The sequence below is a fragment of the Microcoleus sp. Pol11C2 genome, assembly GCF_036701505.1.
Lineage (GTDB): Bacteria > Cyanobacteriota > Cyanobacteriia > Cyanobacteriales > Microcoleaceae > Microcoleus.
The window spans coordinates 56,591-70,799 of record NZ_JAUBQX010000018.1; the positions used below are offsets into that span (position 1 = coordinate 56,591).

At 46.9% G+C, this 14,209-nt stretch carries 15 protein-coding genes; 8 read left to right on the top strand and 7 right to left on the bottom strand.

Translation table 11 applies throughout. The features are described from left to right. Positions 1 to 11: 11 nt before the first annotated feature. The gene (locus QUA42_RS13005) at positions 12 to 608 is read left to right on the top strand and encodes a phycobiliprotein lyase (RefSeq protein WP_333137629.1); all 597 of its coding nucleotides are present in this window, start codon (positions 12 to 14) and stop codon (positions 606 to 608) included. A 333-nt stretch (positions 609 to 941) separates the two neighbouring features. Further along, positions 942 to 1,700 carry a phycobilisome rod-core linker polypeptide gene (locus QUA42_RS13010; protein WP_333137630.1) on the top strand — a complete coding sequence of 253 codons (759 nt, stop codon included), beginning with the start codon at positions 942 to 944 and terminating at the stop codon, positions 1,698 to 1,700. Positions 1,701 to 2,069: 369 nt separating this feature from the next. Here QUA42_RS13010 and QUA42_RS13015 read toward each other — a convergent pair whose 3' ends face one another. The 3 genes from QUA42_RS13015 to QUA42_RS13025 all read right to left on the bottom strand — a co-directional run bounded on the left by QUA42_RS13015 (position 2,070) and on the right by QUA42_RS13025 (position 5,087). Beyond that, positions 2,070 to 2,504 carry a hypothetical protein gene (locus tag QUA42_RS13015; RefSeq protein ID WP_333137631.1) on the bottom strand — a complete coding sequence of 145 codons (435 nt, stop codon included), beginning with the start codon at positions 2,502 to 2,504 and terminating at the stop codon, positions 2,070 to 2,072. A 30-nt stretch (positions 2,505 to 2,534) separates the two neighbouring features. After that, positions 2,535 to 3,500: an RluA family pseudouridine synthase gene (locus tag QUA42_RS13020; RefSeq protein WP_333137632.1), complete on the bottom strand. Its 966-nt coding sequence runs from the start codon at positions 3,498 to 3,500 to the stop codon at positions 2,535 to 2,537. A gap of 195 nt (positions 3,501 to 3,695) precedes the next feature. After that, positions 3,696 to 5,087, bottom strand: coding sequence for a RecQ family ATP-dependent DNA helicase (locus QUA42_RS13025; protein WP_333137667.1), 1,392 nt, complete (start codon positions 5,085 to 5,087; stop codon positions 3,696 to 3,698). A 226-nt stretch (positions 5,088 to 5,313) separates the two neighbouring features. Between QUA42_RS13025 and QUA42_RS13030 the strand changes: the two genes are divergently transcribed. After that, on the top strand, positions 5,314 to 6,123 hold the full coding sequence (locus QUA42_RS13030; RefSeq protein WP_333137633.1) for a phytanoyl-CoA dioxygenase family protein: 810 nt from the start codon (positions 5,314 to 5,316) through the stop codon (positions 6,121 to 6,123). 244 nt (positions 6,124 to 6,367) lie between these two features. Here QUA42_RS13030 and QUA42_RS13035 read toward each other — a convergent pair whose 3' ends face one another. Beyond that, on the bottom strand, positions 6,368 to 6,748 hold the full coding sequence (locus QUA42_RS13035) for a hypothetical protein (protein WP_333036846.1): 381 nt from the start codon (positions 6,746 to 6,748) through the stop codon (positions 6,368 to 6,370). A 33-nt stretch (positions 6,749 to 6,781) separates the two neighbouring features. On the opposite strand from QUA42_RS13035, the gene QUA42_RS13040 reads away from it, so the two are divergent. Both QUA42_RS13040 and QUA42_RS13045 read left to right on the top strand, forming a co-directional pair. Then, entirely contained in the window at positions 6,782 to 6,967 is a 186-nt protein-coding gene (locus QUA42_RS13040) for a hypothetical protein (protein WP_333137634.1), read from the top strand. 264 nt (positions 6,968 to 7,231) lie between these two features. Then, positions 7,232 to 7,786, top strand: coding sequence for a M23 family metallopeptidase (locus QUA42_RS13045; RefSeq protein WP_445301315.1), 555 nt, complete (start codon positions 7,232 to 7,234; stop codon positions 7,784 to 7,786). A 235-nt stretch (positions 7,787 to 8,021) separates the two neighbouring features. On the opposite strand, the gene ftsH is transcribed toward QUA42_RS13045, so the two are convergent. Then, positions 8,022 to 9,956 (bottom strand): ATP-dependent zinc metalloprotease FtsH, encoded by a 1,935-nt coding sequence (gene ftsH, locus QUA42_RS13050; RefSeq protein WP_333137636.1) that lies wholly within the window; start codon positions 9,954 to 9,956, stop codon positions 8,022 to 8,024. Positions 9,957 to 10,282: 326 nt separating this feature from the next. Here ftsH and QUA42_RS13055 point away from each other — a divergent pair, with 326 nt between their 5' ends. Then, a complete protein-coding gene (locus QUA42_RS13055) occupies positions 10,283 to 10,828 on the top strand; it encodes an NADPH-dependent FMN reductase (protein ID WP_333137668.1) in 546 nt (181 codons plus the stop codon). A 152-nt stretch (positions 10,829 to 10,980) separates the two neighbouring features. On the opposite strand, the gene QUA42_RS13060 is transcribed toward QUA42_RS13055, so the two are convergent. Beyond that, entirely contained in the window at positions 10,981 to 11,211 is a 231-nt protein-coding gene (locus QUA42_RS13060; protein WP_006635545.1) for a hypothetical protein, read from the bottom strand. Between the two features lie 132 nt (positions 11,212 to 11,343). Between QUA42_RS13060 and psb32 the strand changes: the two genes are divergently transcribed. Next, positions 11,344 to 12,066 carry a photosystem II repair protein Psb32 gene (gene psb32, locus QUA42_RS13065; RefSeq protein WP_333137637.1) on the top strand — a complete coding sequence of 241 codons (723 nt, stop codon included), beginning with the start codon at positions 11,344 to 11,346 and terminating at the stop codon, positions 12,064 to 12,066. A gap of 59 nt (positions 12,067 to 12,125) precedes the next feature. Here the strand turns inward: psb32 and QUA42_RS13070 are convergent, their stop codons facing one another. Beyond that, the gene (locus QUA42_RS13070) at positions 12,126 to 12,509 is read right to left on the bottom strand and encodes a DUF4346 domain-containing protein (RefSeq protein WP_190734275.1); all 384 of its coding nucleotides are present in this window, start codon (positions 12,507 to 12,509) and stop codon (positions 12,126 to 12,128) included. Positions 12,510 to 12,846: 337 nt separating this feature from the next. On the opposite strand from QUA42_RS13070, the gene dcm reads away from it, so the two are divergent. Beyond that, positions 12,847 to 13,878 carry a DNA (cytosine-5-)-methyltransferase gene (gene dcm, locus QUA42_RS13075; protein ID WP_333137638.1) on the top strand — a complete coding sequence of 344 codons (1,032 nt, stop codon included), beginning with the start codon at positions 12,847 to 12,849 and terminating at the stop codon, positions 13,876 to 13,878. Positions 13,879 to 14,209 lie beyond the last annotated feature (331 nt).

A 14,209-nucleotide genomic window follows, 5' to 3' on the forward strand; every position in this document is an offset into this window, starting at 1 on the left:
AGATAGTTTGTATGGATGCAATGGAGTTTTTTCAAAGCAGTGCTGGGGAGTGGCGATCGCAGCGCAGCACTCACCACCTCGCTTTCCGCCAAGCGGAGATTGGGGATTCAAATATTCAGGTAACGGCGCTGGGTGCAGATGACGCGCGAGTGGCGGAGATTTGCAAGATGCACGAAGTCGATCCGAGCCGGGCTGCTGGGGGCGCTTTTGTGACTTGGCACGGCTCGATGGCGTGGGATAAGGATGATGAGAATCATAAAGGGTCTACGGTGTTCGCGATCGTCCCCGATCCTGAAAATCCCCGGCAGGGCTTGATGTTGCGCGAACGGGGCTATGCGGAAATTGTGCCGGTGGCTGGCCGTTTTGAGATGGATGATGAGGATGGGCTGCTGCTGATTACGGAATACGAGACGATGAGTTCGATCGAGCGTTTTTGGTTCGCTAATCCGAACGTGCGGATGCGGACGAGTACGGTAAAGCGCTTTGGCGGTTTCAGCACATCGACTTTTTGTACCGAAATTCGGGTGCAACCAGACTCGGATGCAACATCAGAAGCAGCAGGAGCTCAAGTGGCCGGCAGCGAGTTTTATTCGGCCCTGGGTTGGTAATTTGTAAGCTCGTTCCCCGGCTCTTAAGCTCGTTCTCCCAGCTTTGCCTGGGAATGCTTGGCGGGAGCCGTTTGCCTCCTGTTTGACGAGGCAGAGCCTCGCCGAGCGGCGTTCCTGCCCGCTTCCGGGGAACGAGCCTTCTTTCTGCATAAGTTCCCTCTCCCCTCTTCCTTCCCCAAAGTCAACAAATGTTACAGATTGTTGCAAAAATTCAGGAAAATCAGATTTAGATTGCGGGAATCCCCTAATCTGTATGTTGGTTAGTTGTATCCGTTTTGCTGGCAGCTCACGGTGTCAACTATTTCTGAAATTTGAGATAACGGAGATTTTAACGTGGCGCTACCTTTGTTAAGCTACGCCCCCAAGAGCCAAAACCAGCGCGTTGCTGGTTTTGAAGTGGGGAGCGACGAGAAGCCCAGAATTTTCACAACTGAAAATGTGCTCTCGTCTGGAGACATGGAAAATTTGATTTGGGCTGGATATCGCCAGATTTACAGCGAACACCAAATCCTCAAGAGCAACCGCCAAAAGTCTTTGGAGTCGCAACTCAAGTTCGGCCAAATTACTGTGCGGGACTTTATTCGCGGTTTGGCGACTTCTGCTCCTTTCCTAGAGCGGAATTACCAAACTAACAGCAACTATCGGTTTGTGGAAATGTGCGTGCAGCGCATTTTGGGCCGGGATGTGTACAGCGAGCGCGAAAAGATTGCTTGGTCGATCGTAGTAGCAAATAAGGGGCCTCAAGGCTTTATTGACGAGTTGGTCAATAGCGAAGAGTACCTGGAAAAGTTCGGCTACGATACCGTACCTTTCCAGCAGCGCCGAATTTTGCCTCAGCGAGTTGGAGGGGATACTCCTTTCAACTTGAAAACGCCCCGCTACAGTGAGTACCACCGTTCGCAGCTTGGCTTCCCGCAAATCATCTGGCAGACTGGCGTGCGCCGTTTTGTTCCTCAAGAACAGCAACCGAAGGCTGGCGATCCGTCGAACTATTTGGGTATGGCGCGTAATATGCCCATGCCTGCTACTCCGCCGCAGCGCGTGCCTCTAGCTAATATCAATATCGAAACGATGGTTCCGCGTCGCCGGTAATTGATGCTGCCCTGATGCGATTATTTGTGTCGGGCGATCGACTGAATCGATCGGCTTTTAGGCTGAGAGAGTTTTGAGTCTTGAGTTTTGAGGTTTGAGTTTTTTGCTAAACTTGGAATCCAAAACTCGGGACTCATAATTTTTGGGGAAAGAAGCAAGTTCGGCAACCAGCAATCTACAGAATTTAACCTATAAATATTTGACTTGAATTCAAGCCCTTTTTCGCTCTCTTATCTTTAAATGTATCTGCGTTCATCTGCGTGCATCTGTTTTCATCTGCGGTTGCCCTCTTACATCAAAGATTTAGGCAAGAAGTTTCATCAAGAAAAAAGGCAGGGAAAAAAAGGTTTATAGTAAGGAATTTAGTCATTAAAAAGGTAGAGGATCGGGTTCTGACGGTAACAAACTTATGCCAGTATAAGCTGATTGGAGTCGATCAAAAATGTATTCAAAAGCTTCTTCAAAGTGTCTGGGTTCATCAATGAGAATCTTGAATTCGTGACCCCAAGGATAAACCGTGACAATGAAATTGTCAATAACTTTGTTAACACTCAAAGATATTTCGACTGTTTCGCGATCGCCCTTTTCGGGATTGTCGGGATTTTCGCAAATATCTATCGCACCATCAAAATACAGTATGCCATTGTCATCAAACTTCTGATTTTGGCTTTGAATCGGGCAGTCAAAATAATCGCTCAATTGCTTGATAAAAATTTCACTAAAATCCTGACAATCTTCGCAGGATTCGCGGTATGCTTGCCGGGATGCAGCGTAAGCTTTGCAAAGTTCCTCAAATTTCGACATCGAAATTACCCGTTTTAAGTGCCCACAATATCAAATATGCGATCGCAACCGCAATATTTTTAACAAAGTGTTGAATTGAGCGGGTAAAGGTGCGATCGCCTCTATTAATTCTCCGGTTACGGGATGCTGCAATGTCAGCCGCCATGCGTGGAGGGCTTGTCCGGTTAAATTGACGCCGATAGAACGGTTGGAACTGTACATCGGGTCGCCGACAATCGGATGTTTTATTTCCGCTGTATGCACGCGAATTTGATGGGTCCGGCCGGTTTCTAATTGATAGTGCATTAAGCAATAGTTGCCGATTCTTTCTTTGATTGTCCAGTGAGTAACTGCGGGGCGACCGCCTTTTTCTACTGGTACTACTGCCATTTTTTTGCGGTCTGTGGGATGGCGCCCGATGGGTAGGTCTATTGTGCCTGTTTCGGTGTTGGGAGCGCCGTAAACTATGCCTAAATATTCGCGGCGGGCGGTTTTGGCTTTCAGTTGGGCTTGCAGGTGTTGGTGGGCTATGTCGGTTTTGGCGATCGCGATCGCACCTGTTGTATCTTTGTCTAATCTGTGCACGATTCCCGGCCGCTGAACTCCGCCTATTTCTGCTAGGGGACAGTGGGCTAACAGGGCGTTGACTAATGTACCGTCTTGGTGTCCGGCGGCTGGGTGGACGACTAATCCGGCTGGTTTGTTGATGATAATTAGGCTGTCGTCTTCGTAGAGAATGTCGAGGGGAATTGCTTCGGGCTGCAAGTTTGTGGCTTGGATTTCGGGTAGGATAATTTGGATGCGATCGCCCGTTTTTACTGATATTTTTTTCGAGGTGCAGGTTTCGTCGTTGACTTTGACGTTGCCTTGTGATATGAGAGTTTGGATTCGCGATCGGGATAAGTCCGGTATCTGGTTTGACAGCCAAATATCTAATCGCTGATTGACATTACTGCGATTGAATTCCTCTGTATTTTCTACTGTGTAAATCTTTGCCGCAGTGTCTGTTTCTATCATTTACTTTTTACTATTTTTTGCCAAGTGTGTAAAGCAAATATCTTAATCATAACATCTGTGAGTTAGTTCGCGATCGCACGGGCAGCGAGAAACCGGATTTTTTCACAGCAATACTTCGTTTCTGCCCACAGACTGGGTAAAAAACCCGGTTTCTTTGAGCGGAGTGGTTAAATCGTTTGAGTATAATCGTCAATTCTATCGACAATTATCGCAGTGGCCGCAGCGCATAGATTTAGCTTCCTTTGCAAACCCAAAAGCTTGCAGCAAAAATTGCCACCTGCACTCGCGATGTTTGAGATATTTTGCCATTTCTTCCGCTGCGGAAAAATTAAATTTTTCCGCTTTTTGCTTTGGAGATTTATTGATCGCATAATTAAAAGGATCTTGCCATGTTAATTGTCCGCTGCTGTGCAAGATTGAAAGGGCGATCGCACTTTCAGGGAATTCACGGGAAACTGCTTCTATATCGCCTTTAACTGGCAGTTTTTTAGCCAATTGCTGAGCTTCTCGGTATTGCGATCGCAATTTATCTTGAAAAAATTGCCCTCTTTGTTTATCTTCAGGATAAAGCAAACCCGTAGGTTCGCTAATCAATGTCAGGGCGATCGCCGATTTGCCGTCGCGTCCACCTCTACCAATTTCTTGAATGTATTCCGATAATAGCAAAGGTGCTTGAAAGTGAACAACCCACCGGACATCGGGCTTATTAATTCCCATCCCGAATGCTGACGTACAAGTCACGAATTTAAGCTCATTGTTCAGCCAAGCAGTTTCTATTTTTCGCCGTGATTCGGGACTTAAACCTGCATGATATGCTGCTGTTTCATAGCCTGCTGCTTCCAACAACTCCGCCAAACTTTCACTATCTTTTCTAGTGCGGACATAGACTAAACCTGCTTGTTTGGGTCGGGCTTTGATAAAATTTAATAATTGCTGCTTGCGTCCTCTCGGCGTCCAGACTGTCTGCACTTGCAGGTGCAGGTTAGAACGGTAGGGACTTAGCAAAAAGGCTTCGGGTTTTTGCAGTTGCAAGACATTTTTGATTGTCTGCTGTGCTTCCGGGTTGGCGGTAGCGGTGAAAGCTGCGATCGCAATTTTACTATTTGCTGGTTTAGCTTTCAACAAAGCAGGCCGCACTGTTCCCAAACGGCGGTAAGCTGGTCGAAATGTATCACCCCATTGTACTAAACAGTGAGCTTCATCTAATATTAAACCGTTGATTTGGATGTGCGGCTGACTGATAATTTCCCAAACAGGTTTGCTGAGTAACGTTTCGGGAGACAGGTACAGCAATCTTAATTTGTTTTGTTGCAGCGACTGCATAGTTTGTCGGCGCTGCGCTGTTGGCAATTGACTGTGGAGGAGGGAAGCGGGAAGATTGCGATCGCGCAATTCTTGCACTTGATTTTCCATCAGTGCGACTAACGGCGAAACTACCAACGTTAAGCCTGTTTGTAACAAAGCTGGCAATTGAAAGCAGATTGATTTGCCGCCACCTGTCGGCATAATTATAATTGTATCTTTTCCGGCTAATAAACTACCGACGATTTCTCCTTGGGGCGGTCGAAAGTCGTCGTATCCCCAAATTTTTTGGAAGGCTGTGCGGGCTTGATTTAATGATACTGGTTATGGTTGGTATTTCATTTTATTTCTCCCCAAATCAGACGTAATGTGAGCAGTGCGTACCCTATATAATTAAATTTTGTGTAAGTCCTGATGTGCCAATAAACCGGGTGGTTGGTTTCATAGTATGCAAGTATCGAGCAGAATAAGTGTTAATTTAATAACAGTTAATAATTTTACTTTTTGAATTATGAACGCCAGCACGTTAAGCGAAGTTTTCAGCTATCGGCAAAAGACTTGTGACCTTTTCGATACAGCGGGGGCGGTAGATGCGGTGCATGAAGATGGTTTTGCGCTGATTCCTGGTGTACTCAGTCCGTCGGAAGTGGCGCAAACAAAGGAAGCACTCGATCGCCTGCAACCTTTCGGACTCGACGGCAGCAGTTGGAGTGAATTGAACCAGCATTTTAAGTGCGTTTTTAATCGCGATCGGCTGTGGCTTTCCTATGCCGATCGACCGGGAATAATTGAGTTAGCCGAAGCATTAATGGGCAGCGATTGCCATATTATCGGCATGACTGCGTGGAAAAGCGGGCCCGGTTATGATGGTTGGCGCGTCCACGTCGATCAGGTGTTTGTATCCGTGCCCGAAAGCGTGTTTGCAGATCGCACTTTTCAACTGCCAGTATGGATTTGTACAGCCCATTTCTATCTCAGCGACATTGCAGAAGACCTCTGTCCTACCTACATTATTCCCGGCAGTCACAAATCTGGTCGCAAACCCGATCGCGGGGAAGAAACTTGGAACGGACACTCCCCAGAACCAGTTTTGTGCAAAGCAGGAGATGTGCTGTTTTTTCGCAGTGAAATTTGGCACTCCGGCGGCAAAAATACCACAACAGAGGGAACTCGCTACTTACTGCAAGTGCATTATTCCCACCGCAACATCGCCCAGAAATTTTCGCCTTGGCCGTGGCAGTTTAACCCCGAAATTATAGCTACCGCTACAGAACGGCAACTGCGGCTTTTAGGCAAACATCCTGAGTCAAATTACGGTTAAAATATATGATAAATTTGAGACTTAAATTGCCTTCATTGCCTCGCCATAACAGGGAATTATCTGCGTTTATCTGTGTTTATCTGCCTAGCATCTGCGGTTGACCGACTCTATCAAAGATTTATGTAATTGCTCGTCTATTTTAGATTTTGAGTTTTGGATTTGAGACGATCGTCCATTCTAGAACCCTGCGAATTCCCGAATATCTTGAGCAATCCAAAATCCAAAATCCAAAATCTAAAATCGCCTAAGATTGACCGTCACGGCGGCCGAGTTCGTAAACGCCGCCGCCAATACAGGCGATCGTACCCATAGATACCGCCCAACCAGTGCCCAGAGACAATTCGACCCCCCAATTGCACAATCCGCCCACAATCAAAAAGGGCAAAATGCTCAACAGCGAAGCGTAAAAGGCATTTTGAGCTTCTCTCGCTTGGCGGGTTCTTTCAAACTCGGCTTCCGAGGTGTAGAGGGATCTCTCAGCAAAATTCATCCAGCGGTTGAGTTGCAGGATTACCCATTCTGTCACGGGCGACAGGCCCCAGTACAGGGCCAAAGACCACAAGGACGCACCGGCGATCGCAGTTGCGTCTATGGCAAAACTAAAGGGAAAAATTTCAGTAAGCATTGCTTGATGTTTGTGATGAATTTGAGATTTTGGATGTTATCCAAAATCCCCGAACTTCACTATAGTGTCAAGCAAAAGCTCGATCGAATTCAACCGCAACAGCAATTCCTCGGCCAATTTTTTTTTATCACCCCTGGGCATTTACCCGGAAGCCTTGACACGGGTTTTGGATGGAGTAAGATACACGTTGTTATTAAACTGATTCGCGATCGCGGATAGAGCCCAAAGCCAATCTTGCAGCGAATTGGCATAACTTACATCTTGCACCTCAGAAACGGGCTCTCCGGCCCGTTCTACAAAGAATAATTTTTTTGTGGAACGGGCCGGAAAGCCCGCCCCTGAAAGGTTTATTGACATTGGTGCAAGATGTGAGCCTAACAGACAACGCACACTCGCACACACATTTAACTTTGAGCCGTGAAAAAAATCCTGCAAGACTCTAGAGGCCCGCTGACGGCAAAACGCTTTTTTCGTCTCAGACAGATGCTGCTGCTGGCACTTTCGATCGGCATTGTTTTGATCAGCCCTTATTTACAGCAGCAGGTGGTCAAAGCTCAGTCAGGCTTACCAAACAGAGTAGCGACGGGTAATTTGTGGCAAGAAGCTTCTTTTCCAGTCGAAAACTTTGAAACATACACTTCCGCCTTCGGCCCCCGTGGTGGAGATTTTCATTACGGTTTGGACTTGGCCGCCCCGGAAGGCAGCTATATCCGCAATTGGTGGGGCGGGCAAATTGTGGAAGTTTGGGAAGATGGCCGGTGCGGCACTGGTATGGTGGTGCGATCGGGAAATTGGGAACACATCTACTGTCACCTCAGAGGCCGAGTGCTAACGGCTAACGGCGGGCGTTATTATACCGATCGCGAAGGTACCGTACAAGTTTGGCAAGGTCAAACAGTGCCTGCGGGTGCGAGGATTGCCAGAGTTGGGATGACCGGCCGCACGAGTGGGCCTCACTTGCACTGGGGATTGAAGTACGGTGGCCGCTGGGTAGACCCGGCTTTGGTACTTCGGGAAATGTACGCGCAACAATCTTAAACAGTTGACAGTTGACAGTTGACAGTTGTCAGTTGTCAGTTGTCAGTTATTACCAATAATATATTGTCCGGTTAAACACTTGTCATTGTGACCATAGAGAAGCAATCGCAGAAACATTATTGCGATTGCTTCGTTTCACTCCCTGCGGACATATCGTAAGTGATTAGGCGGACATGATATAACTAATGACCACTGACCACTGACCACTGCCAACTGCCAACTGCCAACTGACTCTTTATGTTGGTGCCAACTCTTTTTTGGTCAACTCGGTGTACCGCTCGACAATTTGGCGGAATTCGTCGCCGTCGATCGTTTCTTCCTCCAACAGCGCTTCGACAAGTTTGTCTACCAAAGCCCGATTTTCGCGGATAATCCGACGAGCTTCTTCGTAGCAGTCAAAGGCAATTTCCCGGACTTGCCGATCGATCTTGATTGCCATGTCTTCGGAATACTCTGATCGCGAATTCCAGTTCTGGCCTAAAAACACCTCATTGTTCGGACTTTCAAAAGCCACAGGCCCCAAATCCGACATTCCATAAAGCGTTACCATCTCCCTGGCGAGACTGCTAACTTTTCTGAGATCACTACCGGCGCCGGTGTCGATTTCAGCATCGCCATAAATTTCGGCCTCCGCCGCCCGTCCCCCCAAAGCTACTTTAATTCGGTTTAGCAGCAAAGCCCGACTCCTCAAACCTTCGCTGTCGAGCATTTCGTCGTCAAGCACAAAGCTAGTAAAGCCTTCGACCCCGCCGGAACGCGGAATAATCGTTACTTTTTCAACCGGGTCGGCATTTTTGAGCATGGTCGCGACTAGGGCGTGTCCGACTTCGTGGTATGCTGTCATCCACTTTTTCTTGCTGTCGAGCAGCGGGTTGAGGGTAAGCCCGATCGTGATCCGGTCGATCGCGTCGTGAACTTCTAGGTTAGTAATGGTGTCTTTGCGACGCCTCGCTGTGAGAATAGCTGCTTCGTTGAGCAAGTTTGCCAAGTCGGCGCCGGAAAAGCCGGGAGTGCGGCGGGCGATCGTGTCTAGGCCAACTTCTGGGTCGAGTTTTTTGTTGCGCGCGTGAACTTGCAAAATCCCCAAACGCCCTTTGTAACTGGGTAAATCTACCGTTACTTGGCGATCGAACCTGCCGGGTCGCAGCAGGGCGGTATCGAGCACGTCGGGCCTGTTTGTAGCTGCAATCACAATCACGCCACTGTTACCCTCAAAGCCGTCCATTTCTGTCAGCAACTGGTTGAGAGTTTGTTCGCGTTCGTCGTTGCCGCCGCCGATACCAGCGCCGCGCTGCCTTCCTACGGCGTCTATTTCGTCGATGAAGACGATGCAGGGCGAATTTTCTTTAGCTTTCTTGAACAAGTCGCGGACGCGGGAGGCGCCGACTCCAACAAACATTTCGACAAATTCGGAACCGGAGATGCTGAAGAAGGGGACGGCTGCTTCGCCTGCGATGGCTTTTGCCAGCATTGTTTTGCCGGTTCCTGGAGGCCCGATTAACAGAACTCCTCTGGGAATTTTGGCGCCGATGGCGTTGAAGCGTTCGGGTTTTTTGAGGAAGGTTACGACTTCTTGCAGTTCTTCTTTAGCTTCTTCGATCCCTGCTACGTCGTCGAACATCACGCCGGTTTTGGCTTCCATTTGGAAACGGGCTCTGGATTTGCCGAAGTTCATGGCATTTCCTTGAGATTGGGTCGATCGGCGCAGGATTGCCATCAGCACTGCCAACACTGCAAAAATCACTAGCAAGTTTACTACTAAACTGACTGCGGCGGCGTTGTCGGCTGTTTGTTTGACTTCAAAGTCAATCTTTTTGGCGCGGATTTGCGAGTACAGTTCTCGGTTGTTGTAGTCGAACAGACTAACTGATTGGGTCTGATCGCTTTTTTGATTTTTTAGCCTAACCTTGGCAGTTTTTTGAGTTTCGTCTACTTCGATTTTACTGACTTGCCCTTTTTCTATGTTGTCGATCAGTTGGCTGTAACTCATGGTGTTTGGCGCGCTGTCGGCAAACACCGGGGTCGAGAGCAATATTCCTTGAGAAATCACCAAACTGCCCAGGATGCGCCAAAGATTCCGTCCTGGAATTGATTTTTTAGGATTCTGGCTCGACTTGTCTTTGTTTACAGCTAGATGCCCCAGCCATGCGTGTTTCCAAGAATTTTTCATATTGCTTTGCCCAATGTTGAAGACTGCCAAGATTGACCGCTTGTGGTTTGCTACGTTCATTTATTTTAACAAGAGGGCGGGTGTTGAATGGGTTTATCTCTCGCGGGCATCTTAAGAAACCCCTCAAAATAGTGGCTTGTGAACGCTCCGAGTCTGTTTTCCCTGACCGGGCTTATGAGCACTCACCCCTCCTACCCATAACCTTCTATTCTTCCTTCTATTTTCTACATCGGAAACTTTACTTGACAGTTGCCGATCAAACTTGCTATGTTAATCATACTCGTAATGAGTACGCTTTAGGAAAGCAGTTTTTGTTTTTAAGCTTTATGGTAAAAATTGTCGGCATTGGTGGAAGTTTGCGGGCTGGCTCCTACAGCCAGTTAGCGTTGAAGGTGGCAGCAGAACGGGCGCAAGCCCTGGGCGCGGAAGTTGAAATATTCGATTTGCGATCGCTCAATCTGCCATTCTGCAATGGTGAGAATGATTATATCGATTATCCGGATGTGGAAAAGCTGCAGAATGCGGTTAAGCAAGCCGACGCCTTGATTTTGGCAACGCCGGAGTATCACGGTAGCATCAGCGGTGCTCTCAAGAATGCCCTGGATTTGATGAGTTTTGAGCATTTGGACGGGAAAGTTGCGGGTGGGATTAGCGTTTTGGGAGGGCAAGTTAACAACAATGCACTCAACGATTTGCGCGTGATTTTGAGATGGGTGCACGCTTGGGTAATTCCCGAACAAATTGCGATCGGACAAGCTTGGAAAGCTTTTAGTCCTGAGGGTAAATTGTTGGATGAAAAACTGTCTGAAAGGTTCGACGAATTTGCTCGGAGTTTGGTAGAAAATACGCGGAAATTGCGAGGAATTTCGTAATTGTATCTCATGACAAATGCAGTCCGGGACGCAACTGACCTATTCTTCGGATGCGTCAGTTGCAATAATTGCTCGATTTGAAGAGGTTTTGTCTCTAGTAGAGTACCCGACAAGCTGTAAAGTTAACAGTTAACAGTCAACAGTCAACTGAATTAAAATGGCATATCGATCATGTCTCCGAAAGGATGGGGTACGTCGATCGGCATTCTTCCGGGTTTTGACTCATATTTGTCTATCCACTTTTTGGCCAATTCCAAAGCTTCCTCCTCAGTCTTGGCATTTTGGACGGCCACGTGGCGGTTGCCGCGACTATCCCAAACCTCGACGTAGAAGACTTTCTGGGATTGAATAATCCAACCTTTATAAGTGTCTGCTGGTTCCATAGTTAGAATCCTAAAATAATCGGGCGGGGAGTTCCACTGGCGAGCTAATTGTAAATATTGCCCTGCATAAAATGAATTTTACGGGGGTTTCTATAGTATTTTTGGAAAAAAGTCAGTTTTACGGTTAACCTCATGACCCGACTCCTGAAGCAATTATTTAACTGGAGAAAATATCTCCAACCTTTGGCGGCGACGATCGCGATCGCCCTAATCGCATCCCAGATGGCGGTATTGCCGGCATTGGCGACTGGCGTTTACGAAATGCCCGTGTTGTCGGCGGGCGATCGAACTTGGGTGTTCGACAAAGGCGACGTGCTCAGCCGCAGCAGCGAAAGCAATATCAGCAGCGTGCTCGACAACCTGGAAAACAAAACAGGGAAACAAGTCAGATTTGTCACCATCCACCGCTTAGACTACGGCGAAACGGCTGCCACTTTCGCCGACCAACTGTTTGAACAGTGGTTTCCCGCAAAAGAAGACCAGACTAATCAAATTTTACTCGTTCTCGACACTGTTACCAACAGCGCGGCAATTCGCACCGGGGAAGGGGTGAAATCCCTGCTAACCGATGAAATTGCCCAGAGTGTGGCTGGGGAAACCGTGCAAGTGCCACTGCGGGAAGCCAATAAATACAACGAGGCATTTTCGGCTGCAAGTACGCGCATTGCAACTGTTTTGTCGGGCGAACCCGATCCGGGTCCTCCTGAAGTTGTTGACAACATTCAAGTTGAAGGCACGTTTAAAAAAGCTGAAGAAACAGATCAAGGCAATGCCACAGTTGTTGTGGTTGTGCTGTTGGTGTTGGCGACAGTGATTCCGATGGTGACTTATTTCTGGTATCAAGGTTTTTCGTGATCGGGTGCTGATAAATCTGATAAGTTACCGTTTTGGCAAGAAATTAAGGCAGGGCTGCACTAATCTTGAACGTATTCTCGATCGCTCAACAATGCAATTTCTGCCCGTACAAATTCCCGTCCCAGATAAGCTGCGTGATCTAACATTGTCACCGGGCTGGGGCGGGTTTCTTCTAGGATTTTGACACAAAGTTCTTTGGCGGTTCTGCCGGTAAAAAGTGTGACCTCCGTGCGTTCTACTTTGCCACGGGCGGGGATGGGTTTACCAGTTTCGGGATCGACGGCGAGGCCTCGATCGTCGATGATGTTGGTGAAATGTTTGGCACAAATTAAGCTGGTTTCGCGATCGAGATAGATGATGAAGTAGCCGCCTGGATCGAGGTCGATGTGGCGTTTGGATAGCTTGTCATCAATTGCGGTGAGGTTTTCCAAGGTTTGACTCATGGTTGGTGAAAGGAAGTAAACAATAGCTATATTTTTTTTGCTATTTCTAGTTTAGTCGGCTGCGGGACAAGTTTGGCAGGTTGGTTGGTTGAATGCGGGGGGAAATTTGGGGCGATCGACAATTCCTGCAATTTGCCGATCGCTCCTATGCTACAGTCGATCGGACTGGACAGATAAATTGATGAGTGAACTTAAGACGCGATCGCTTTTAGATACCCGACTTCTTGAAAGACTCGGGACTCTGGATATTGTATTTTTTAGTCGTTGCTCACTTATATATGATGCAAAATCGGTTATCATTGTATATAGAATTTGTTGGTATTAAAGCTAAGCCAAAATGAAATTTATAGATTTGTTTTCAGGAATAGGAGGTTTCAGACAAGGATTTGAAAAGATAGGCTTTGAATGCGTTTTTTCCTGCGAAATTAACAGCAAATGCCGAGAAGTTTACCAGAAAAATTTCGGTGAGGTTCCTTTTGCCGATATCAGTAAAATTAATCCCACCGATTTAGCAGACTTTGATATTTTAGTCGCCGGGTTTCCGTGCCAACCTTTTAGCATCTGTGGCAAAAAGCTGGGTTTTGAAGATACTAGAGGCACGCTATTTTTCGAGATTGGTAAAATTATCAAAATCAAGCAGCCTAAAGTTATCGTTCTCGAAAATGTCAAGCACTTAATCCATCACGACAAGGGAAATACCTTAAAAGTAATTATTGCCAGTCTTGAAGATTTGGGATACAGCGTGAATTACAAAATGCTGAATGCTAAAGACTTTGGAATTCCTCAACATCGTGAAAGAATATTCCTTATTGCAACTAAAGGTAAACCATTCAATTTTTCTCTGCTTAAAACCCAGTTGACTCCAAAACTCAGGGAATTTCTAGACAAGACAGGGGATTTTGAAATATTGGATAAATCCGAGTATACTTTAATTGAGTCTCCGAGAAAGCAAGATTCGGGACTTTTGTTTGTAGGTTACAGAAATAAAGGTACTTGGAAAACTGGCGTGAGGCCGAATACAGAACATTTATCGAGAGTGCACAGACAGCCTAATCGCATTTATTCGGTAGATGGAGTGCATCCCACCATTCCTTCACAAGAAACATCTGGCAGGTTTTTTATCTACATTCCTGAGCAAGATATGGTGAGAAAGTTGACGCTGAAGGAATGTTACCGTCTTATGGGTTTTCCTGAAGATTTTAAGAGTTATCCGAGTGCGGGGGAAAGTTACAAGCAAATTGGGAATTCGGTTTGTGTACCGATTGTGGAGGCGATCGCGCAAGAAATAGTAAGTCAAAATTTATTGTATGATGAAATGAAGGGATTGCCAAGAGAAATAAATGAATATTTACAGGTTGCTCTTTTCTAACAGCACTTACGCAAGTGTGCCACTCCCATCGACTTGTAAGGTGCGTCAGACGGGTGTAGAGAGCGACGATCGAGGATTTTGGTTATGACGCACCCTACTAATACAGGACTAAGATTAAATTCCTTAATTCGATCGCCAGTTTCATTTTAACACAGCCTCATCCTGTGAAATTTTCACTCAAAACTCCAAGCGTTGACTGTCGATCGATATTTGTATGAACACGGCAGTACGGTGTCCAAATCCGAATATATTTGTAGGGATACAGCACTGCTGTGTCCGCGATATTTGCAAGGACACGGCAGTGCCGTATCCCTACCGAAAACTCTAATTA